Source organism: Tardiphaga sp., from assembly GCF_044340795.1.
Taxonomy (GTDB): domain Bacteria; phylum Pseudomonadota; class Alphaproteobacteria; order Rhizobiales; family Xanthobacteraceae; genus Tardiphaga.
The window spans coordinates 1-19,793 of sequence record NZ_JBIISY010000107.1 but is presented as its reverse complement, the minus strand read 5'-3'; the positions used below and the strand labels follow the sequence as shown (position 1 = coordinate 19,793).

The following is a 19,793-nucleotide window of genomic DNA, read 5'->3' as shown; positions in this document are numbered from 1 at the left end:
GTCGGTTTCGCCGGACCAGTACAGCCAGGGCAGCGGCCGCGTCGCGTTCAGCGCATTGGTCTCGGCATAGTCCGGCATCGTCAGCCAATAGACCCCCCGGACATATTCGCGCCAGCCAAGGATCTGGCGGATGAAGCCCTCAACTGCATTCAGCGGCGCACGGCGCGCGATATATTCGCGTTCTGCAGCAATACAGACCTCTCGCGCCGTGAGTAGCCCGGCATTGAGATAGGGCGAGATGACCGCGTGAAACACGAAAGGTTCGCCGGACGCCATGGCGTCCTGATACTTGCCGAAATTCGGCAGCGCATTGATCAGGAAATCATCGAGCGAGCGCAGCGCATCCTTGCGCGTCACCGCCCATTCGAAGCCATCGAGGTCGCCGAAATGATCGGCGAAGTGATGCTGCACCAGGGCAATCACGTCCTTCGTGATCCGGTCCGTTGCAAATCCGAAACGCGGCGGCAACGCCTGTGACTTCGGCAGTCGCTTGCGGTTGTCGTGATCGTAATTCCATTGCCCGCCCGCGGGAGCATCGCCTTCCATCAGAAGATCCGTCTCCCGCCGCATCTCGCGATAGAAGAACTCCATCCGCAGCACCTTGCGGCCTTCGGCCCAGGCGGCAAAACGCGCCGTGGTCGCGAAGATGCGGTCGTCCTCACGGATGTCGACGGGAATGCCGGGATCGAGCGCCTTGAACGCCGACAACAGACGCCATTCGCCGGGCGATGTGATGACCAGCTCCGCTGGCCGGTGACGCGCCACGGCGCGCTGCAATTCGCCGGAGATCGAGCCGGTATTATCGGGATCGTCGAACCTGATGTAATCGACGGTGACACCTTCTTCGCGCAATTCCTCGGCGAAGTGACGCATCGCCGAGAGCACGAACACGATCTTTTGCTTGTGATGCTTGACGTAAGTCGCCTCGCCGGCGACTTCGGCCATGACAACGACATCGCCGTCCGCATAGTCGCACAACGACGCGACATCGCGGGTCAGTTGGTCGCCGAGCACAAGCCGGAGGCGCTTCACGGTCGATCACCGCCGAGCTGCGACACATCGGCTCCCTTGCGACGCAACTCGCCCTTGCAGCGATCCGAGCAGGTCTTGACCTGCTCCCAGTCCCGCGCCCATTTCTTGCGCCACGCAAATGACCGGCCGCAAGCCGCGCAGATCTTCTGCGGCAGATCACCCTTCCGGCGCATTTTCGGCATCACACTCCGTCCGCCCAAAGCCCCCACACCAATGGTGAGCGAGCGCTGGAGTTCCGTCGCCGCTCCTGTAGGGTGGGCAAAGGCGCGAAGCGCTGTGCCCACCTTCAAGTGTACGGCTGGTGGTGGGCACGCGACGCCTTGCCCACCCTACGGCCTATCCTCGCGTCACATGCGTCGCCGGCAGCTTGCCGTCATTCCACTTGCCGCCGATCGCACGTTCGATCTGCGCGGCGAGCTGCAGCAGCAGACCGTCATTGGCCTGCTTCGCCTGCGCCTGGATGCCGAGCGGCAAGCCGTGCTCCTGGCTCGCCAGCGGCAGCGAAATGCCCGGGATGCCGCAAAGATTGGCGAGCGGCGTGTAGGCGAAGATGCCCCAGAGATTGGCGAACCAGTCATGGACCGACGGATTGTCGCTCATCGAGAGATAGTCCGTCGTGCCGATCTTCGGCGTTGGCTTCGCCATGATCGGCGTCAAGATGATGTCGTAGCGCTCGAAGAAATTGCCGAAGGCCCGCGATGTGGTGTTGAACACCGCCTGCATCGCATTCCGCTCGCTATAGGAGGTCTTCATCCCCTCCTCCCAGATCTTGATATTGATCGGCTCGAGCAGATCGGTGGTCGGCTTGTCATGGCCGAGCCGGGCGAGATGTCCGGCGATCACCTGCGCGAAATTGCTGATATAGCACGTGGTCTGCGCGGTGAAGGCGGCATGGAAGTCGACCTCAGGCAGCTTCCATTCCACGTGATGCCCGAGGCTTTCGAGCAGCTTTCCGACGCGCGTGAGCTCGGCGACGAAATGCGGCGGCGCTTTCGCATCGCCCCATTCATGGGACAGCGCGATGCGCAGCTTGCCGGGATCGCGCTTGATCAACTCGCTGTAGGGTTCGGCCGGCGACCAGAACGGCATGAACTCACCGGGGGCGCCGCCGCGGCAATTGTCCACGAAAGCCGCGGTATCGCGCACCGTGCGGCTGGTGCAGCCCTGGATCGAGACCAGGCTCGACAGATCGGACAAGGCCGGCGCCAGCGAGTAAACGCCACGCGACACTTTCAGGCCGATGGTGCCGCAGACGCCGGCAGGAATGCGGATCGATCCGCCACCATCGGTGGCATGCGAGATCGGCAGCGCGCCTGCCCCGACCATCGCCGAAGAGCCGGCCGAGGAGCCACAGCTCGAATAATCCACGTTCCAGGGATTGCGCGTGACATAGAACTTGTTCTCGGCCGAGCTGCACACGCCGAATTCCGGCGTGGTGCTGCGGCCGATAATGTTGAGGCCGGCATTGCGGATCCTGCCGGTGAGGAAGCTGTCCTGCACGGGTCGATGACCCTGCATGATCTGCGAGCCGAATTCCTGCAGGCGTCCCTTCAGCGTCGGCCCGAGGTCCTTCATCAGATAGGGCACGCCGCCGAAGACGCCGTCGGGATTCATGCCGTCCTTCAGGGGATCAGCCACCACGTCGTCGAACACTTCAACGACGGCGTCGAGCGCGGGATTGGTCCTGGCGATGCCGGCGGCAGCCTGTGCCGCGAGTTCGGCGGGCTTGAGCTCGCCTTTGCGCACACGTTCGGCCAACCCGACCGCATCGTGCTTCGCCCATTCGTCCCAGCTCATCGCCAAAGTCATGCGTACATCCGTTCAACAGGGTTATTGCTGAACGAAGCGTAAGACGCCGGTAGCACTGCTGTAAACAAGCGGCGTGCAGATGCATGGACACTATGCGAAGGGCCGTAGGGCGGATGAGCCGAAGGCGTAATCCGCCGGCCGACTGCATGTGGCGAAAACGGCTGATGACGCTTCGCTCATCCGCCCTCCGGTTGTCAGCGCGTCACCGGCTCGCTGGTCGGATTGAGGAACGCCTTGATGTCGGCGGAAGCTTCGTTGAGCTGCGCATCCTGATCGTAGATGTCATTGCGGAATTGCACGATGCCATCCCGCGCCATCCACGCCGTCAGATAGACCCACGCTACCGGCACCGGCTTCGTCAGTTTGATATCCTGACGTTGCCCCGTCGCGATGCCGAGATCGATCTGGATGCGATCCCAGTTCGCCGTGTCCTTGAGCAGCCATGCGGCCAGATCGCGCACATTGTCGACGCGGGCGCAGCCATGGGAATCGAAGCGATAGTCATTGGCGAACAGATTGCGCTGATTGGTGTCATGCATGTAGACGGCATAGGAATTCGGCATGTCGATGCGGACGCGGCCGAGCGCATTCCATTCGCCGGGATCCTGGCGCACAGTGACATCGGGCGTCTTGCCCTCGCTCCAGTCGACGCTGGCCGGATCGAGCGCATTGCCGCGGCCATCCAGCACCTGCATATGCATGCGCGCGAGATAGCCGGGATCCTTGCGCATCCGCGCCGCAATCTCGTGCTTGGTGATGGAGGACGGTACCGTCCATGTCGGGTTGAGATTCACATTGTTGATCTGCGATGTGACGGTCGGCGACGGCTTCTCGCTCTTGCCGACGATGACGCGATAGCGACGAACGACCTTGTCGCCTTCGACTGCTTCGGCAAAGGCGGCGGGAATGTTCACGACCACATAGCGTTCGCCGAACTTGAAGCCGATCGCCTGCATCCGCTGCAGCGAGGCTTCGAGTTGCTGGACGCGTTTCTCGACCGGCACATTCAGCGCCGCCAGCGTGCGCGGGCCCACGAGCCCGGTGGCCAGCAGCCCGTTGCGAAGCTGATAGCGCTTCACGCCGGCAATCAGCTCGTCGTTATACGGGCCGCTGCTTTCCACCGTGAACAGGTCGCCTGTGATCACGAGGCGTCGCCGCAGCAATTCGACATCCGGCCCCTCGGCACCCGCGGCATATTTCGCTTCGGCTGGGATCATCGGCCAGCCGCCCTTCGCGGCAATGGCCTTGTAGCGCTTGATGGCTTCTTCTGTGCGCTGCGCCGACTGCGGATCGAAGGCCGGCTCGCTATATTGCGCGAGAATGGCCGCGGAGCGCTGTTCCGGCGTCATGGTCTTGGCGTCGATGATCCCTGCCTGGGCACCCGGTGCCTTGGCCGGCGCAGGCGCCTGGGCAAAAGCAGTCGAGGCACTCGCCGCAACGGCGAGGAACATGGTCGTGAAGCGCAATGTCATTGGTCAATTCCGGTGGTCCGCGGCAATAACCCGAGCATGAAACGAAATGTTCACGCTTTGATTAAGATCTGAACAGACACGGTTACCGGATCGTTAACGCCCAAAAGTTCGAACGCGCCCAGCCTCATTCCCACCAGTTGCGCTGATACACCGGCGGTTCGTTCTGGCCGCTGCGACGGCGCATCGCATTGCCCTGCGGCGCGCGCTCGCGCGGGAAGAACATGCTGAAGCCGTCGTCATAGCTGTCATCGCCGCTGGCAAAATCCACGTCAGGCCGCGGCGTCGGCTTGCGGGTGACGAAACCACCCTGCGGATGGTTGTTCAGCACGGTGACGAACTCGGTGCGGTAGTTGGTTTCGGCACTCAGCGGCTCGTCCGAGATCACGATCGAGGAGCGCGGCAGCGCCGTCGGCCCGATCCGGTCCAGCACCTCCTGCGGAATGGTGATGCGGTCGAGCGCGGCCTTGGCGGTGTCGCCATCGTCGATGGTCACCGCGCTCCAGCGCAGACCCGCTCCGTCATTCGCCATGGCCGTAAAGACATGCGTGCCGATCGGCTTGCCCGCATCGCGGATGGTGACGGGCACCTCGATGCTGAAGTCGAACACCTCGCCGCCGCCATCCGGTGCCGGCTTGTGCGTGTTGCGGCGAACATACAGTTTCTGCGTCTCGCGGCTGATATAGATCGAGACCGGTTCGGCAGCGAGTTTTGCATCGGTGGCTGCGGTCGCTGTTGCCGTCTTCTTCGCGTCCGCGGCCTTGGCGGCCTCCTTGGCCGCAGCGGCGGCGTCGAGCTTCGCCGTCGTGTCAGACTTTGTCGCCTCAAGCTGCGCCGTGAGGTCTGCGGCCTTCGCGGCCGCCTTTTGCTGAAGCTCCTCGGCGCGCGCCTTCGCCTGATCGGTGCTTGCAGCAGCCAGCGCCTTGTCGGCCGCTGCGAGCTGGGCATCCGCACGCGTCTTGGCGGCCTCCAGCTTGCGCAGCGCTGCCGGCAGCGGCTTCGCTTCGCGCGCGGTGGCCGCCACCAGCTTCTTCGCCTCGGCTGCAGCGGTCGCGGCCTCGGCCGCCTCACGCGTCGCCGCCTCGGCGCGCGCCGGAACCGCGGCGATCACGTCGGGTTTGGGCACCAGCAACACGGGATGGGAAATATCGACCGGCGCCGCATCCATCGGCGACACGATCACCCGCATGCCGATCCGCGTCTTGTCGAACATCCTGTCGGCAAAGCCGAACGGCATGCGCACGCAACCATGCGAGGCGGCATAGCCGGGCAGCGGCCCGCCATGCAGCGCCACACCGTTCCAGGTGATGCGCTGCATATGCGGCATATGCGCATCGTCATACATGTTGGAGCGGTGATCCTTGTTCTTTTCCAGGATCGCGAACACGCCGGCCGGCGTCTCGCGGCCACCCACGCCGGTCGAGACCGGCGCCCGCGCGATCCAGCCATCGGCGTCGTAGAACGTCACCTGCTGGCTCTTGATCGACACGATGGCCATGATCGGCTCGCCGGCATTGCGCGGCGCCATCGCCTCGACGACCTTGGCGGGCCGGGCCTGCTTCGCGGCAAGCGCGGAAACCGGCATCGCGACCACCGCAAGCGCCACGACGGCGGAAGCCATCCAGCACCGTGTCACCACGGTGGAGTGTGCCGTCGCCAACCGAATTTTCATGCAATGCTCCGAATCAAATGCCTGGCCGGACGCCAATCTTGCAAATGGCGATTGCGATTTTATCAATGCGCCCCGGTTCCCGCTGAAGGCGGTCGGCCAAATCACCTGTGAGATGCCCCCATATATGACAGCGCGCGGCGGCGGAAGATGGCCGGCTGCCACACCCGGTACTCACGATGTCCTGCGGGGGCGGAACATTGGGCCGGACGCATGCGCCCGGCCCGTGTCGTCACTGCATGCTCACCAGCGTCATGTCCAGGAACCAGGATTGCGGTGAGACGAAACCCTTCACATTCTTGGTCATCGCGCGCGGATTGAGATCGTGGACGATGTAGAGCCACGGTGGATTGTCCACCAGCCGCTCATGCGCCTTGCGTGTCGCATCCGCGATCACCTTGGGATCGGTGGACTCGGCCAGCGTCTTCAGCGCGTCCTCGAACCCGTCGTCCTTCCACTGCTCGAAATTAAAGCCGTTGGGGGAGAAATTCGCGGCCGCAAAGTAGCGCGCCATGATGCCGACATCCGACGACGGCGACGAGATGTTCAGGCCCATCGCGCCTTTCAGGTTCGGATTGTCCGGTGTCAGGCGCGCGGCCGTGAGCAGCACGGTCCATTCCACCACGTCGAACTCGACATTGACGCCGCAGGCTTCCTTCAGGTTCTGCTACATGAATTCGTTCATCGGCATCGGCAGCATCTGTCCGGAGCCCGAAGAGGAAATCTGCACTTTGAACGACAGCGGCTTCTGCGCGGTGAAGCCGGCTTCGGCGAGCATCGCCTTGCCCTTGGCGGGATCGAATTTGTAGCGGTTCGCCGGGCTGCCGAAATTCGGATCGGATGCTTTCAGCCAGCCCGATGAGGGCTCGGCTGTGCCTGCGAGCAGGCTCACCAGCCCCTCGCGATCGACGCAGTAGTTCAGCGCCTGGCGCACGCGCACATCCTTGAACGGCGAATTGGCGGCGCCAATATTGTAGAACCACGGCCAGACATGCGGATAGGAACCTGTCGTGATGGTGAAGCCTGCCGATTTCAGCGATGCCAGCCCATCCGGCGGCGGCACCTCGATCCAGTCCACCTGCCCGGACCGCAACGCTGCCAGCCGTGCATTCGCTTCGGGCACCGGCATCAGCACGACTTTATCGATCTTGGCTTTTTTCGCGGCATCCCAGTATCCGTCATTGCGCAGCAACTCGACGCGCTCGCGCGGCACCACACGGCTGATCTTGAACGGCCCCGTGCCTGCAGCCGGCAAGGTTGCCACCTTGCCCCAGTCCTTGCCCGCCTTCTCGAACGAGGTCGGCGAGGTGAACAGCAGATACACGGCCATGTAAGGAAAATAGGACGCCGGCGTCGTGGTGGTGATGGCCACCGTCGCATCGTCGATCTTCTTGTAGGAGCCCATCAGCGGCACGCGTGCCCGCGACATGCCCGAGGCTGCCGCCTCGAATTGCGGACTGTCGTTCTTGAAATAGCGGTCGAGATTCCAGATCACCGCATCGGCATTGAAGTCGCTGCCGTCGTGAAACTTCACGCCTTTGCGCAGATGGAAGATCCAGGTTTTGGTATCGCCCGGCGCCTGCTCCCATTTTTCCGCGAGGCCCGGCCGCAAACCGGCGAGTTGATCCGTCTTCGTCAGGTCCCACAGCACGAGACCTTCGAAGATCGGATAGCCCATGAAGCGCATGCCCTCGAAGCCGTTATTGGGCAGGCCCGTGGCGGTCGGAATGTCCGCCGCCGTCATGGCGATGCGCAACGTGCTCTCGGCCATCGCCGGTTGTGCCAGCAGCGCGGCTGCAAGTGCGAGGATAGTGGATGTCTTGCGAATGAACATGACGTCTCCTGCGATGACCAAAGGCAAGGAGACATGAGCAAGTTTTGGGCCAGCACACTTTTGTCATCACCCGCGAAAGCGGGTGATCCAGTAGACACCGACAAGCGTGATGATCATCAACGCATGTGCCTACTGGATTGCCCGGTCAAGCCGGGCCATGACAGTGAGAACACGCAGACGCCTATTTCTCTTGCAGCAGCTTGTTGTATTTCGCGACATCGCGCGTCACGAGTTGCTGCAGCACCTCCGGCGCGTGCTCGCTGGCATCGGGCGCCACCGTGGAAAGATCGCGAAACCGCTTCTTCACCACATCACTTTCCACCGCCGCGCGCGCCGCGGCATTCAGCCTGGCGATGATCTCCGGTGGCGTGCCTTTCGGCGCGAACAAGCCGTTCCAGCCCTGCGCCTCGAATTCCGGCAGACCCGCTTCCGCCGATGTCGGCAGATCCGGCAGCGACCCGAGCCGCACATTGGAGCCGACCACGATCGCCTTCACAAGCTTGTCGTCGATGGCCTGCGACACCGATGCCGCGCTGTCGCAGACGCCATCGATCTGCCCTCCGATCGCATCGGTGAGCGCCGGCGCAGCGCCGCGATAGCCGACCAGCGTGACGTCGACGCCGGCGGCCTGCACGAAGCTCTTGCAGATGAGATAGTTCGACGAGCCGACGCCGGCATGGCCAAGATTGACCTTGCCCGGGTTGGCTTTTGCATAGGCGATGAATTCCTTGAGATCCTTCGCCGGAAAATCCTTGCGCAGCGCGACGATGCCGAAGGTCTTGGCGACCATGCCGATCGACGTGAACGAGTCCGGCGTGAAGGGGAGTTTTGGATAGATCGTATAAGTCGCTGCGCTCGTGCCGGCATTGCCGATGGCGATGGTGTAGCCATCGGGCGTCGCGCGGGCCGCGCGTGTCAGCGCGGTCGAGCCACCGGCGCCCACCACATTTTCGATGATGATGGTCTGGCCAAGCGGGATCGCCATCTGCTCGGCGACGACGCGGGCGATGACATCGGAGGTGCCGCCCGCGGCAAAGGGCACGATCATGGTGATGGGACGCGACGGATAAGTCTGCGCCTGGGCAAGCGGAGCGGCCGACATCAGAACAAGAGCGGCGATCGTGCGTCCGATCCAGTGGCCAGTCCTCTCACTCACGTCGCACGCTCCCATCGATCACGACGGGAGATTGCGATCGCTCCTGTCATGCCGCAAGTGATTTTTCCGCGATCGACAGCCATTCGGCCTGCGCCTTGCGGGCAAACTTGGGCGCCCGTTTCATCTGCACGACGAACTCCGCGAACACCACTTTCGCTTCGGACGAACGGCCCATCGCCTGCAGCAGCTGGCCGTAACGGACATTCGCCTCGGCGCTCGATGCATAGCGCAGCAGTGCCTCATATTCACCGAGCGCCTCGTCGGTTCGCCCCGCTTCCGTCAGCGAGCGTGCGTAGAGCAGATGCGCTTCGGCGGATTCGAAATCGGGCCACTGCTTCTGCAAGTCGTCGAGGGTCGCGATCGCATCCAGCGGACGCCTTGCTCCGAACTGCGCCCTCGCCTTGGCCAGCGCATATTTCGCCTCATGCCCCAGCGGCAGCGTGAGGATGTGCTCGTAATGCTGCACGGCCTCGTCGAACCGGCCGATCTCGAGGCACTCGGTCGCGAGCGCAGCGCGATTGGCGATCGTGTCAGCCGATGCGAGTTGATCGACGAGGCCGCGATAGGTTTTTTCGGGATCGATGCGTTTGGCCACGTTGCGGCGCGCCTGCTGCGCGGTGCGGCCGCCAAAGATCTCCGGCAACAGTTCGATCAGCACATAGGCGACCGCGCCGGCCACCGGCACCATCAGGATGATAAAGGCCCATGGCTGCATCCGCCCGGTGCGGGCGGCGTGCCAGACAAGCATGATATCGAGCAGAATAATGACCAGAGCCAGCGGCATGAGCGTCCCCTCAGGCGAGCATTGAAACGCACGCACCGGAACCGCCGGTGACGTGTCGTCTGATGCCGTGATGGACGCAGCGAAATGACGCTGGGTTCAAACGCGCAGTGCAGCTATGCAGCGCGCGCCAGATGGGCCGCGAGGCCGGTGAAGAGACCACGGCCGTCGGTATTGCCCATGATGTCTTCGACGTGGTTTTCCGGATGCGGCATCATGCCGAGCACATTGCCGTTCTCGCTGGTGATGCCGGCAATCGAGGCGGCCGCGCCGTTGATGTTGTGGAGGTCGCCGACATCGCCGGTCGGCGAGCAATAGCGATACAGCACGCGGCCATCGCCTTCGAGGCGCTTCAGCGTTTCCGCATCGGCGGTGTAGTTGCCCTCGCCATGGGCGACGGGAACGCGGATCACCTGCCCGGCATTGTAGCCGCGGGTGAACGGCGTGTCGGAGCGCTCGACGCGCAGATGCACGTCCTGGCAGATGAATTTGAGGCGCGCATTGCGCATCAGGATGCCCGGCAGCAGGCCGCTTTCGCACAGGATCTGGAAGCCGTTGCAGACGCCGAGCACGAGGCCGCCATCGGCGGCGAATTTGCGGACTGCATCCATCACAGGCGAGCGCGCCGCGATGGCGCCGCAGCGCAGATAGTCGCCATAGGAGAAGCCGCCGGGAACAACGACGAGGTCGGTACCGGCCGGCAGGGCCGTGTCGGTATGCCAGACCATCTTCGACTCGGTGCCCGAAGCAAGCTTCAGCGCCCGCGCCATGTCGCGCTCGCGATTGATTCCGGGGAAGACGAGAACGGCGGATTTCATGTCAGGCTCGGTGCTTCATTCAGTTCAAGACGATGCTCGATACGATCGAGCTGATGGTCGTGGCGGATCAGCGTGGCGTGAATGCCGCTGAGTTCGGAGTGGATGCCGGTGAGATCGTGATGAATACCTGTGATCTGATACTTCATCGCCAGCATTGTGGCGTTGTGCTCGTCTAGTTTGCCGTCGATCTGAGCAAGCCTGGCCTGCACAGCCTTCAGAACTTCATAAACCAGTTCAGCACTGACCTCGGCCATCACCCGATCCCCTGAGCGTTACCCCTGCACCTCGACCTTGTAATTCTCGATAACGGTATTCGCGAGCAGCTTGTCCGCGGCCGCCTTCAGCGCAGCCTCGGCCTTCGCCTGATCGGCGCCGGCAGCGAGTTCGATGTCGAATACCTTGCCCTGGCGGACCTGGGCAATGCCATCGACGCCGAGCGACTTCAATGCGCCCTCGATCGCCTTGCCCTGCGGATCGAGGATGCCGTTCTTCAATGTGACTGTGACGCGGGCTTTCACGTTCTATCCCTTAGCTCTTGACCAATACCGGACCGGTGCCCATCGGGCGCTCGTTCTCTGCCAGAATGCCGAGACGCTTGGCAACCTCGGTATAGGCTTCCAGAACGCCGCCGAGATCCCTGCGGAAACGGTCTTTGTCCAGCTTCTCGTTCGACTTGATGTCCCACAGCCGGCACGAATCCGGCGAGATCTCGTCGGCGACGATGATGCGCATCATGTCGTTCTCGAACAGGCGGCCGCATTCCATCTTGAAATCGACCAGACGGATGCCGATACCCAGGAAGAGACCGGTCAGGAAGTCGTTGACGCGGATGGCCAGCGCCATGATGTCGTCGATCTCCTGCGGGGTCGCCCAGCCGAACGCGGTGATGTGCTCCTCGGAGACCATCGGATCGTTGAGCTGGTCGTTCTTGTAATAGAACTCGATGATCGAGCGCGGCAGCTGGGTGCCCTCCTCGATGCCGAGGCGCTGCGACAGCGAGCCGGCGGCGACATTGCGCACCACGACCTCGAGCGGCACGATCTCGACCTCGCGGATCAACTGCTCGCGCATGTTGAGGCGGCGGATGAAGTGCGTGGGCACGCCGATGTCGTTCAGGTGCTGGAACAGGTATTCCGAAATCCGGTTGTTGAGGACGCCCTTGCCCTCGATCACCTGATGCTTCTTCGCATTGAACGCGGTCGCGTCGTCCTTGAAGTGCTGGATCAAAGTGCCGGGCTCCGGGCCTTCGTACAGAACCTTGGCCTTGCCTTCATAAATGCGACGTCGACGGCTCATGGGGATGTACCGTGTGTTGTTGAAATCCATGGATTTTGGTTGCTCCGGAGTAACGGGATTGACCCACGACGGAGCTGCCGTGAAGGCCGGGAACCGGTCTGTACACAGATTCTGAAGACAGAACCGTGTCCAAGAAAACCGAAAGAAACAGAACAAGAACCGAGCCTTCCGGCAACCTACCCGATCCCCCCCGCCGATACAATCGATCCGGCCGGTCGGGAGCGGGTTTTACCCGGTTGCACAAAAGTCACATTCTCGCAATGACCTGCGACTATGCGGCCGATTGTCCGGTCGGCTACGGACACTTAGGTAAGCCGCGGACCGGTCATTTCAACGCCGGCCAGCCCACCCCCAACCCCAGGGAACTCACCGATGTCATCGATGGACAAGCGCGGACAGGATTTTGAACGCAAATTCGCGCTCGACGAAGAGCAGAAGTTCAAGGCGATGAACCGCCGCAACAAGCTGCTCGGCCTCTGGGCCGCTGAAAAGCTCGGCAAGACCGGCGCTGACGCCGATGCCTATGCCAAGGAAGTGGTCGCAGCAGACTTCGAGGAAGCCGGCGATGACGACGTGCTGCGCAAGGTGCTGGGTGACCTCACCGGCAAGGGCGTGGCGGTCACCGAGGCCGAACTGCGCACCAAGATGGACGCGCTGATCGTGGAAGCCGTCGCCCAGGTCAAGGCCGGCACCTGAGCCCAAATCGACCCGACAACCGCGCAGCGCAGTTCACAGGAAGGACCCGCGCTGCGCGAGTTTGAAAGCTTTGTGCTGAAGCAAATGGCACGATCGCCCCGCGCCGTCGCCTAGATCATCGGCAGAATGGCGCGGTGGTGTCTGGTTAGAGCTATTCAATCCGCCCCATCATTCTGCTCGCCGCTTCCGCCTGATACAGCGCCACTTTCTCACCTCATTCGGAAAGTGGCGGGGCATCGTGACCACCAGCATCTATCGCGGCTCCGGCAAGAGCCAATCCAACCCGTTCAATGCGCGCCACGCGCGCTGGCTGATCGGCGCAGCCTTCGTTGTCGGCGACCTCATGGCGGGCGCCTCGCTGGCACAGGCGCAGACCGCACTCCCGGCCGTGACCGTCGAATCGTCGTCCCCCACGCGCCGTCCTGCGCGCGCCGTAGCGACACCGAGCCGTGGCCGCACCGTCACGGCCCGTCGCAATGTCACCCCGCCGCCCGCGCCACCGACGCAGACCCAGCGCGCCATCGCCGCCGCTGCCGCGCGTTACGAACAGATCCTCGGCTATCGCGCGATGCCGGATGCGACCACGCTGCGCGGGGCCACCTCGCCGCTCGGCACCTCGCAGGTCGTCAACGTCGTGCCGCAGCAGGTCATCAGCGACCAGCAGCCGCGCAATCTCGATGACGCGCTGATCAATGTCTCCGGCATCACCCAGGGCAATACGCTGGCCGGCACCCAGGACGCCGTGATGCGCCGCGGCTTCGGTGACAACCGCGACGGCTCGATCATGCGCAACGGCATGCCGATCAATCAGGGCCGCTCGCTCAATGCCGCCGTGCAGAGCGTCGAAGTGCTGAAGGGCCCGGCCTCGCTGCTTTACGGCATCATGGATCCCGGCGGCATCATCAACACCATCTCGAAGCGGCCGGATCTCTACCAGCATGGCGAAGTCACCCTGCTCGGCTCGACCTTCGGCAGCGGCAAGGATGGCATCGACGGCACCATCGACGTCACCGGCCCGCTGGGCGACAACGGCCTCGCCTATCGCTTCATCGCCTATGGCCAGAGCGAGGACTACTGGCGCAATTTCGGCACCCGCCGTGAGTCGCTGCTCGCCCCCTCGCTGTCATGGTATGGCGAAGACACCACGGTGCATCTGAATTACGAGCGCCGCAGTTTCTCCTATCCGTTCGATCGCGGCATCGCACTCAACCCGACGACGCTGAAGCCATTCAACAATGTGCCGATCACGCGCCGCTTCGACGAGCCGTACAATGCCATGTGGGGCAATTCCGACCTGATGCAGGCCTCGGTCGATCATCGCATCAACGAGAACTGGAAGCTGTATGCGGGCTACAGCTACAATGAGGAAACCTATACGGCCAACCAGCTCCGCGTTTCCGCGGTCACGCCCGCTGGCATCCTCAGCCGCAGCAACGACGGCACCGGCGGCGCGCTGACGCAAGTGAGCTATGGCACCTCCTATATGCAGGGCACGGTGTGGGTCGGCGGCTTCAAGAACGACATCGTGTTCGGCGGCGATGCCGAATATCGCGTGATCTATCGCAAGGATCTGATCCGGCAGGCGGTCGGAACGCAAAACATCTTCAACCCCGTCTATGACCGACAGGGACCGGGCACCACCGTTTCCGCCAGCGACAGCGACCAGACGGACAAGCTCGGCCAGCGTTCGATCTTCGCGCAGGACACGCTGCATCTCACCAACTGGCTGTCGGTGGTCGGCGGCGTGCGCTGGATGGAGTGGGAGCAGATCGCCGGCCGCGGCCGCCCGTTCAATGCCAACACCAACACGATGGGCGACAAGGCGCTGCCGATCGGCGGCGTGATCGTGAAGGTCAATGACGAGATCTCGCTCTATGCGAGCTATTCGGAATCGCTGAAGCCGACCTGGACCATCGCGCCGCTGGTGAGCCAGGTCACTTCCAATCTCGCCCCGGAAGAAGGCGTGTCCTACGAGACCGGCGTGAAATTCGACTTCAACAAGCGCCTGTCGGGTTCGCTGGCCTTCTATGACCTGAACAAGAAGAACATCGCGGTGTCGCAATTCGATCCCGGCACCGGCACCAATATCCTGCGCACCGCCGGCGCCGCCCGCTCACGCGGCATCGAATTCGACATCACCGGAAAACTGACCGACAGCCTCAGCGCCATCGCCACCTATGCCTATACCGACGCCCGCGTCACCGCGGACCCGCTGGTCAATGGCAACACGCTGCAGAATGTGGCGTTGAACACCGGCTCGTTGTTCCTGACCTACGACTTCGGCACGCTGCTGCCGGGCCGCCTGCGCATCGGCGCCGGTGCCCGTTATGTCGGCGACCGTGCGGGCGATGCGGAAAACACCTTCTACATGCCGTCCTATACGGTCGCCGATGCTTTCGCGACCTATGAAGTGAAACAGATGGGCCTGCCGGTGATTTATCAGTTCAACGTCAAGAACATGTTCGATAACGTCTACTTCCCGTCGGCGGTGAACCGGCTGAATGTGGCCGTGGGCGATGCGCGCAGGTTCTCGCTGGCGGCGACGGTGAAATTCTGATGTGAGGCAAGACATGCAGGCACGAGACTGGAACACGCTCACCACCCTCCTGCTCGCATGCGTTCTGACAAGCTCCTCGGCGGTTTCCGCCGAGGAGCTCAATCTCTACACGACGCACGAGGCCGCGTTGATCACGCCGGTCACGGACGCCTTCAGCAAGGCGACGGGCATCACGGTCAACACCACCTTCATCGAAGACAATCTGTCAAATCGCGTGACGAGCGAAGGCCGCAAGTCTCCGGCCGATGTGCTGCTCACCATCGGCCTCGACAAGGCCTCGCAATTCGCGACGCTGGGCCTCGCCCAGCCGATCAAGTCCGCCACGCTCGAGAAAGCCATTCCGTTCGAGCTGCGTGACCGCGGCCGCGCCTGGTTCGGCGTCGCCATGCGCCCGCGCGTGGTGGTGACGCGCAGTGACAGCGCGCTGTCGGCGATCACCTATGAGGAACTCGCGCGGCCGGAATGGCGCGGCAAGCTCTGCATGCGCACGGTGCTGCATCAGAACAATGTGGCGCTGGTGGCCGCCTTCCTGCTCCATAACGGCGCACCGGCCACCGAGGCGTGGCTGAAAGGTCTTCGGACCAATCTCGCCGGCCTCGCCGAAGGCAAGGACAATGACGTCATCCGCCGGATCGCGCAGGGCCGCTGCGAGATCGGCATCGCCAACACGGTGGCGCTGGCGCAACTGCGCGATGGCCGCGAGGGCGCCGACTGGAAGACGGACGCCGACAAGGTGAAGGCCGTGCCGACCACCTTCCGCAATCGCGGCACGCATATGAATGTCACGGCGGTCGGCATCGCGAAACACGCGCCGCACAAGGCGGCCGCGCTGAAATTCGTCGAGTTTCTGGTGACGGACGAAGCACAAAAACTGTTCGCCGAAGCAGAGCTGGAATATCCGGTGACGTCGCGCGGCGAACGCACCGCGATCGTCAGCGGCATCGGCTCATTCACCGTCGACGATCGCCCCATTGACCAGATCGCGACCACGCAGAAGGCAGCGATCGATCTGATCCGAAAAGCGGGATTTACGAAGTGAAGCTCAGCTTCCCCCTCCCCCTGCGCGGCTTCGCCGCTTGAGGGAGGGATAATCACCTCACTCCTTTTTCAGCTTCACGCTCATCATCATCGTGCCGCTGACCGTGTAGCCCTCCCGCTGGGAGCTCTGATAGCGCTGGCCGCCGTTGAGGTTGCTGTTGACCGATTCCAGGATGCACTCCTGTGCCATCGTCTCGCGCAGAAGGTCGCATTCCCGTGCGGCGGTGCCGTAGATCATGCGACGCGCGCGATCGCGCAGCTTCTCCGCCTCTTCGCCCTCATCGATCGGCCCGGCAATGAAGATATTGAGCGTTGCGGTGACGCGGATATAGCCGTCACGCACCGCCGGCGCGCCGATCGGCGGATAGAGACGCGCCGGTGCGGGCGCGGGCACCGCCGGGGCCTGTGCGCCGGCGGGCGCGGCCAGTGTCAGCAGGAATGCCGCAAGCGACAGCGCATATTTTTTCGATGTCATGATGTGCCTCCATTACAGAGGCACATCATAGCGATTCGGGATGTCAGGCCTATCAACACACGCGCAGGATTGGGCGCGTGCGTTCACACGCGACAAATCACCGCCAGCCCATGCCGGGCGCCACATGTTTCAGGATCGCCTCGATCACATGGGCATTGTAATCCACGCCGAGCTGGTTCGGCACCGTCAGCAGCAGCGTATCGGCTTCCGCGATCGCTTCATCCTTCTTGAGCTGCCTGATCAGCTCGTCCGGTTCCGCCGCATAGCTGCGGCCGAAAATGGCGCGCTCGCGGTCGCTCAGCATGCCGATGGAATCGCTGTCCTTGCTGGCGCCGAAATATTGCCGGTCCTGATCATTCACCAGCGCAAAGATGCTGCGGCTGACCGACACCCGCGGCGTCCGTATGTGCCCGGCCGCCTTCCATGCCTCGCGATACAGCCGGATCTGCTCGGCCTGCTGCTCGTGGAACGGCTTGCCGTTCTCGTCGATCTTCAGCGTCGACGACTGCAGGTTCATGCCCATCTTCGCCGCCCATTCCGCGGTGGCATTGGTGGAGGAACCCCACCAGATGCGCTCGCGCAGGCCTTCCGCATGCGGCTCGAGCCTGAGCAGGCCGGGCGGATTCGGGAACATCGGCGCAGGATTCGGCTGCGCAAAGCCCTTGCCCTTGAGCACGTCGAGAAACACTTCGGTATGCTTGCGTGCCATTTCGGTGTCGCTCTGGCCTTCGATCGGCGCATAGCCGAAATAGCGGAAGCCATCGATCACCTGCTCCGGCGAACCGCGCGAAATGCCGAGTTGCAGGCGCCCGCCCGAGATCAGATCGGCGCTGCCCGCATCCTCCGCCATGTAGAGCGGATTCTCGTAGCGCATGTCGATCACGGCCGTGCCGAGTTCGATGCGCTTGGTGCGCGCGCCAACGGCTGCCAGCAGCGGAAACGGCGCCGCGAGCTGGCGCGCAAAATGATGCACGCGGAAATAGGCACCATCGGCGCCCAGCTCTTCGGACGCGACAGCGAGTTCGATGGACTGCAACAGCGCATCGGAGGCCGAGCGCGTCTGCGACGACACATGCGGCGTCCAGTGGCCGAAGGAGAGAAAGCCGATCTTTTTCATGGGAGAGGTCTCGGAGGATGAATCTGCTGCCGCGCAATCTAAGTCGGATTTGCGACAGAACCAGCACGCGCATGGAAACGATGTGTTTCCGTGGGCGCTCCGAAATCAACCTGAAATGGCAAAGGCTAGACAAGAAAGGCCGGGCGAGCCCGGCCTTGAGCAACACGCGCACCCGTAGGGCGGATGAGCGAAGCGTCATCCGCCGGCCGATTGCATGATTGAGCCTCGGCGGATGACGGCTTCGCCTCATCCGCCCTACGGCACAACCCTCACTCTTCCTTGAACCCGTACTCCGGCACGTTCCCGCTCGCGCCATAATACTTGTACGGGAGAAACTTGCCCGACATCGTGATCTTCACGCGGTCGCCCTTCGGATTCGCCACGCGTTCGAAGTCGAAGTCGAAGTCGATGGCCGACATGATGCCGTCGCCGAATTCCTCCTCGATCAGCATCTTCCAGGCCGGGCCGTTCACCATCACCATTTCATAGAAGCGATAGATCAGGGGATCCTGCGGCGGCATCTGCATGGTCTCGGCGCGCATCGGGATCTCGTTGAGCATCGCCGTCTCGGCCTTGGAGAGACCGAACAGCTCGCCCGCATTGGCCGCCTGCGGCTTCGTCAGCTTCATGTTGCCGAGAATGGCGCCAACGATCAGCACGTCGGAATAGCCGCCGATCTTCCCGCAGATATATTTCCAGGTCCATTCCTTCTCGCGCTTGATGTCGAGCAGCTTTTCGGTGAGGTCGGATCGCAGCATGGTCTTCTCCTTGCGTAGTTGCGTTAGCGCGTGGCGCTGTGAAGAGACGGCATCGTTGGCGCCTCGGTGAATGTAGGCCGGACCACGGGGACATTGCGCGGATCGTGGTTGGGCGTGGTGGCAGTAAACGTCTTGCTGCGCGTCACCAGGAAATCGATGATGTGGTTGCGCAGCGCGTAGTAATGCGGGTGCTTGTGCAGATCGATGCGGGCACGATCCTTCGGCAGCGGGTTCTCGACGATCTCCGCCAGCACCGCGCCGGGGCCGTTGGTCATCAGAAAGATCTTGTCGGCGAGATACATCGCCTCGTCGACGTCATGGGTGATCATGAAGGTGGTCTGGCCGGTCTCCAGCGTGACACGCCGCACCTCGTCCTGCAGCGTACCGCGGGTCAGCGCATCCAGCGCCGAGAACGGCTCGTCCATCAGCATGATCTTTGGCGTGATCGACAGCGCCCGCGCGATGCCGACACGCTGCTTCATGCCGCCGGACAGTTCGGACGGCCGCTTGTGTTCGGAGCCGGTGAGACCGACCTTGTCGATGAACGTCTGCGCATGGGCGCGAATCTTTGCCTTGTCCCATTTCCGCCATTTGGACGAGACGGCATAGGCGATGTTGCCCATGACCGTCATCCACGGCAGCAGCGCATGGCTTTGAAAAATGACCGCGCGATCGAGGCTGGTGCCGGAGATCGCCTGGCCATCGACGATGACGGTGCCTTCCGAGGGCTCGTCGAGGCCGGCGAGAATGTTGAGCACCGTGGTCTTGCCGCAGCCGGAATGGCCGATGATGCAGCCGAATTCGCCGGGCGCCAGCGACAACCAGAGATTTTCGAAGATCGTCGTGGTGCCGCCCGACGGCTGCGGATAGCGCTTGGCGATGCCTTCGATGGAGATGAATTTGGTCGACATCGCATTCACTCCGGAAACGTGACCATGCGGGTGAAGCGCGCGAGGATCTGGTCGAGCAACATGCCGACCAGGCCGATCATCAGGATGGCGATGATCACATTGGTGATCGACAGGTTGTTCCATTCGTTCCAGACGAAATAGCCGATGCCGGTGCCGCCCACGAGCATTTCGGCGGCGACGATCACCAGCCAGGCGATGCCGATGGAGATGCGCATGCCGGTGAGAATGGTGGGCGCGGCCGCCGGCAGGATCACGGTGAAGGCGCGGCGGAAGGTGCCGACCTCCAGCGTGCGCGCGACATTCACCCATTCTTTTCGCACGGATGCGACGCCGAAGGCCGTATTCAAAAGCATCGGCCACACCGAGCAGATGAAGAT

General features: G+C 62.9%; 21 protein-coding genes. 3 read left to right on the top strand and 18 right to left on the bottom strand.

Annotation, left to right across the window (positions count from 1 at the left end; all coding sequences use genetic code 11):
- The 13 genes from ACIQ17_RS17960 to purC form a co-directional block, all read right to left on the bottom strand.
- Window positions 1-1,032, bottom strand: a 1,032-nt coding sequence (locus tag ACIQ17_RS17960; protein WP_398470423.1) for a cryptochrome/photolyase family protein, incomplete at its 3' end; no start/stop codon positions are given.
- Window positions 1,029-1,214, bottom strand: a complete 186-nt coding sequence (locus ACIQ17_RS17955; protein ID WP_398470422.1) for a DUF2256 domain-containing protein — start codon at window positions 1,212-1,214, stop codon at window positions 1,029-1,031. The genes ACIQ17_RS17960 and ACIQ17_RS17955, both read right to left, overlap by 4 nt.
- 154 nt (window positions 1,215-1,368) lie before the next feature.
- A complete protein-coding gene (locus ACIQ17_RS17950) occupies window positions 1,369-2,841 on the bottom strand; it encodes an amidase (RefSeq protein WP_398470421.1) in 1,473 nt (490 codons plus the stop codon).
- Between the two features lie 194 nt (window positions 2,842-3,035).
- On the bottom strand, window positions 3,036-4,313 hold the full coding sequence (locus tag ACIQ17_RS17945) for a murein L,D-transpeptidase (protein ID WP_398470420.1): 1,278 nt from the start codon (window positions 4,311-4,313) through the stop codon (window positions 3,036-3,038).
- Between the two features lie 124 nt (window positions 4,314-4,437).
- Complete coding sequence (locus ACIQ17_RS17940; RefSeq protein WP_398470419.1) at window positions 4,438-5,982, bottom strand: L,D-transpeptidase; 1,545 nt, start codon at window positions 5,980-5,982, stop codon at window positions 4,438-4,440.
- A gap of 229 nt (window positions 5,983-6,211) precedes the next feature.
- Window positions 6,212-6,604 carry a hypothetical protein gene (locus ACIQ17_RS17935; RefSeq protein ID WP_398470418.1) on the bottom strand — a complete coding sequence of 131 codons (393 nt, stop codon included), beginning with the start codon at window positions 6,602-6,604 and terminating at the stop codon, window positions 6,212-6,214.
- A gap of 42 nt (window positions 6,605-6,646) precedes the next feature.
- Window positions 6,647-7,813: an ABC transporter substrate-binding protein gene (locus tag ACIQ17_RS17930; protein WP_398470417.1), complete on the bottom strand. Its 1,167-nt coding sequence runs from the start codon at window positions 7,811-7,813 to the stop codon at window positions 6,647-6,649.
- Between the two features lie 181 nt (window positions 7,814-7,994).
- Entirely contained in the window at window positions 7,995-8,915 is a 921-nt protein-coding gene (locus ACIQ17_RS17925) for a tripartite tricarboxylate transporter substrate-binding protein (protein WP_398470425.1), read from the bottom strand.
- A 100-nt stretch (window positions 8,916-9,015) separates the two neighbouring features.
- The gene (locus tag ACIQ17_RS17920; RefSeq protein WP_398470416.1) at window positions 9,016-9,753 is read right to left on the bottom strand and encodes a hypothetical protein; all 738 of its coding nucleotides are present in this window, start codon (window positions 9,751-9,753) and stop codon (window positions 9,016-9,018) included.
- 113 nt (window positions 9,754-9,866) lie between these two features.
- Window positions 9,867-10,568 (bottom strand): phosphoribosylformylglycinamidine synthase subunit PurQ, encoded by a 702-nt coding sequence (gene purQ / locus ACIQ17_RS17915; RefSeq protein ID WP_398470415.1) that lies wholly within the window; start codon window positions 10,566-10,568, stop codon window positions 9,867-9,869.
- Window positions 10,565-10,822: a hypothetical protein gene (locus tag ACIQ17_RS17910; protein ID WP_398470414.1), complete on the bottom strand. Its 258-nt coding sequence runs from the start codon at window positions 10,820-10,822 to the stop codon at window positions 10,565-10,567. Before ACIQ17_RS17910 ends, purQ begins: the two co-directional genes overlap by 4 nt.
- A gap of 18 nt (window positions 10,823-10,840) precedes the next feature.
- Entirely contained in the window at window positions 10,841-11,086 is a 246-nt protein-coding gene (gene purS, locus ACIQ17_RS17905; RefSeq protein ID WP_398470413.1) for a phosphoribosylformylglycinamidine synthase subunit PurS, read from the bottom strand.
- 10 nt (window positions 11,087-11,096) lie between these two features.
- Window positions 11,097-11,864, bottom strand: a complete 768-nt coding sequence (gene purC, locus ACIQ17_RS17900; protein WP_211909433.1) for a phosphoribosylaminoimidazolesuccinocarboxamide synthase — start codon at window positions 11,862-11,864, stop codon at window positions 11,097-11,099.
- 372 nt (window positions 11,865-12,236) lie between these two features.
- On the opposite strand from purC, the gene ACIQ17_RS17895 reads away from it, so the two are divergent.
- The 3 genes from ACIQ17_RS17895 to ACIQ17_RS17885 all read left to right on the top strand — a co-directional run bounded on the left by ACIQ17_RS17895 (window position 12,237) and on the right by ACIQ17_RS17885 (window position 16,156).
- Entirely contained in the window at window positions 12,237-12,560 is a 324-nt protein-coding gene (locus ACIQ17_RS17895; RefSeq protein ID WP_398470412.1) for a DUF1476 domain-containing protein, read from the top strand.
- A gap of 343 nt (window positions 12,561-12,903) precedes the next feature.
- Window positions 12,904-15,117 carry a TonB-dependent siderophore receptor gene (locus ACIQ17_RS17890; protein ID WP_398470424.1) on the top strand — a complete coding sequence of 738 codons (2,214 nt, stop codon included), beginning with the start codon at window positions 12,904-12,906 and terminating at the stop codon, window positions 15,115-15,117.
- Window positions 15,118-15,130: 13 nt separating this feature from the next.
- Entirely contained in the window at window positions 15,131-16,156 is a 1,026-nt protein-coding gene (locus tag ACIQ17_RS17885; protein ID WP_398470411.1) for an extracellular solute-binding protein, read from the top strand.
- A gap of 57 nt (window positions 16,157-16,213) precedes the next feature.
- On the opposite strand, the gene ACIQ17_RS17880 is transcribed toward ACIQ17_RS17885, so the two are convergent.
- The 5 genes from ACIQ17_RS17880 to ACIQ17_RS17860 form a co-directional block, all read right to left on the bottom strand.
- Window positions 16,214-16,630 carry a hypothetical protein gene (locus ACIQ17_RS17880; protein WP_398470410.1) on the bottom strand — a complete coding sequence of 139 codons (417 nt, stop codon included), beginning with the start codon at window positions 16,628-16,630 and terminating at the stop codon, window positions 16,214-16,216.
- Between the two features lie 97 nt (window positions 16,631-16,727).
- Window positions 16,728-17,747, bottom strand: coding sequence for an LLM class flavin-dependent oxidoreductase (locus ACIQ17_RS17875; RefSeq protein WP_398470409.1), 1,020 nt, complete (start codon window positions 17,745-17,747; stop codon window positions 16,728-16,730).
- Window positions 17,748-18,016: 269 nt separating this feature from the next.
- Window positions 18,017-18,505, bottom strand: a complete 489-nt coding sequence (gene cynS, locus ACIQ17_RS17870) for a cyanase (RefSeq protein WP_398470408.1) — start codon at window positions 18,503-18,505, stop codon at window positions 18,017-18,019.
- A gap of 23 nt (window positions 18,506-18,528) precedes the next feature.
- A complete protein-coding gene (locus ACIQ17_RS17865; protein ID WP_398470407.1) occupies window positions 18,529-19,416 on the bottom strand; it encodes an ABC transporter ATP-binding protein in 888 nt (295 codons plus the stop codon).
- Between the two features lie 5 nt (window positions 19,417-19,421).
- Window positions 19,422-19,793 (bottom strand): ABC transporter permease (locus ACIQ17_RS17860; RefSeq protein ID WP_398470406.1); only part of this gene is annotated, 372 nt, incomplete at its 5' end.